We start from the raw sequence: 2,002 nt of genomic DNA, 5'->3' as shown, positions 1-2,002 counted from the left end.
GGCCAGCGCCTGGCCCAGGGCGAGCGCGACGCTGCCGCCCTCGAGCGCGAAGCCGTTGAAACCCTGACGCGGCGCGGCTGGCAGGTGGACTACGTGGCCTTGCGCCGCCAGCGTGACCTGAAGCGCCCCGATGTCGCCGACCTGCAGGCCGGCGAACCCCTGGTGGCCCTGGCCGCCGCCAAGCTGGGCGCGACGCGCCTGATCGACAATCTGGAACTGGCCTATACGGCCTGAGGCGGCAAGGTTTTGGGGGTGGCGTCCGTGTCCACCCCTGAAAGAACTGCCAGCTTACGTCGTGGCGGGCAGCGGATCAGACTCGACGCAATCCTACATTGCAAGCGAGCCGCCCCATGCAAGCTCCCCGTCCCGACCTGGAAGCCGTCCTTTCCTCGCTCACGCCCCGTGAGCGGCAGATCGTCACCTACGTGGCCGCCGGCCGCCCCAACAAGGTCATCGCCATAGACCTGGGCATTTCCTTGCGAACGGTGGAAGCCCACCGCTCCCGCATTTTCACCAAGCTGCAAGTCCGCAACGCCATGCAATTGGCCTGCCGGCTGTGCGAGCACGGCCGCACGGGCGCCTCGCCCGTGCCGGGCGCGGCTGACGTGGAGCGCGAGCATGCGCTGGTTCCCATGCCTTTGGCGGGCAGCGCCGGTCCAAGCTATGTGCTGCATGAGGCGCCGGGGCCGGAATATGGCCGATGTCTGGCAAGCTCCGCGCCATTCCACACCGATCCCGGCGCCGACCCGGGTCGCGATGCCGGGTAGCCCAAAAACATCGGGCCCGGCGAATGCAAGATTCGTCGGGCCCGGGGGCAGGGGGGGCTTGCGCGGCGGCGCGTTCAACGGCCGCTGGCGGGCCTCAAGGGCACTTGGGCGCTGCTGCCTTGGCCAATTCGTCGATTGGGTCCAGATCCGGCTGGCGGGTCAGGTTGTAGTTCAGGTTGGGCGTCTGGCCGTCGATGGAACGCACGCGCAGCACGTTGTTGGCCGCAACCACGAATTCCGCGCGGCCATTGCCCTTGCTGTCCATCAGGATGACGCGCGGCGGGCGCTCTTCGGTGGCGTCCCAGCAGCCTTGCTCGGTGACCGGCGGGCCTTTCTTGGGGTCATTTTCCAGATAGGCCACGCGGCCACGCCAGCGGCCGTTGGGCGCCAGCGTCAACGTCACGCGCTGCGCCGTGCACTGCATGGCAGGCGAGAAGCACGGCAAGGTGCCCATATAGGTTTGCGGTTGCGGCACCAGGCTTTGCACGGCCGCGTTAGGCGCGGCGGGGCTGGCTGCGGCGGGCGCGCTCGCGGCCGATGCCGTGGTGGTGTGTTCAGTGTCGGCCGGAACGGCCTGGCCGTCCTCGGTGGTCTGGCCGCCTGCGGTAGCCTGGGCGGCCTGATTCTGGTTCTTGCGGGGGGCGTCCGGCTTGAGCGCGATTTGCACTTGCGACGGCGCGCGGATGACGCTGCGGTAGCCCGCGCCCGACCCCTGGTACTGCGCGTCGGTCACGGTGCTTTCGGCCGGGGGATCGTAATAGCCTTCGGTCTTCTGTTGGGCACAGCCGGCCGCGCCCAATGCGGTGCCTGCGAGCAGCAGCCCCATGACGCTGAGTTTGCGGGAGCGGGTACCGATTTCTACGCGCGCGGTCATGGCAGCTTATCCGTATGTTGAGTCTGTCTCCGATTTTACGCACTTATGCGAAGATTCGATACGTTCCCCTTAGCCGCTCTTGGGCATCGTCAACACTTTATGCACTATTTACGACACGGCCGCTGCCGGCCTGCTCCGCGTACTGCCGCCAGCTCCTGGCGTGGCAGCGACGCGGCTCCGTGCCGCACGGGCGGATGACGGCGATGCGGCATGTCTTCGATCTGCCCTTGGGCATCTTCATCGGCCTGGCGGCGCTGGCGGGCCTGTTGGTCGGCAATTGGCTGACGGCGCTGACGCACCGGCTGCCGCGCATGATGGAACAGGAATGGCAGGCACACTGCCAGGAAGCCGCAGGCAAGCC

At 67.8% G+C, this 2,002-nt stretch carries 3 protein-coding genes; 2 read left to right on the top strand and 1 reads right to left on the bottom strand.

Features of this window, described 5'->3' with window-relative positions:
• On the top strand, positions 1–234 hold a 234-nt coding region (locus VIR09_RS17145), incomplete at its 5' end, for a pantoate--beta-alanine ligase (protein WP_332013963.1).
• Positions 235–350: 116 nt separating this feature from the next.
• Positions 351–767 (top strand): response regulator transcription factor, encoded by a 417-nt coding sequence (locus VIR09_RS17140; protein ID WP_332013962.1) that lies wholly within the window; start codon positions 351–353, stop codon positions 765–767.
• Between the two features lie 94 nt (positions 768–861).
• On the opposite strand, the gene VIR09_RS17135 is transcribed toward VIR09_RS17140, so the two are convergent.
• Positions 862–1,641 (bottom strand): copper resistance protein NlpE N-terminal domain-containing protein, encoded by a 780-nt coding sequence (locus VIR09_RS17135; RefSeq protein ID WP_332013961.1) that lies wholly within the window; start codon positions 1,639–1,641, stop codon positions 862–864.
• Positions 1,642–2,002: the final 361 nt, after the last annotated feature.

Origin of the sequence: Achromobacter sp. (assembly GCF_036567245.1) — a bacterium.
Classification (GTDB): Bacteria; Pseudomonadota; Gammaproteobacteria; order Burkholderiales; family Burkholderiaceae_B; genus Achromobacter.
This window is presented reverse-complemented; position numbering and strand designations above follow the sequence as displayed.

Coding starts and splice junctions, on each gene's coding strand:
- VIR09_RS17140 (WP_332013962.1), top strand. CDS start 351: ATGCAAGCTCCCCGTCCCGACCTGGAAGCCGTCCTTTCCTCGCTCACG.
- VIR09_RS17135 (WP_332013961.1), bottom strand. CDS start 1,641: ATGACCGCGCGCGTAGAAATCGGTACCCGCTCCCGCAAACTCAGCGTC.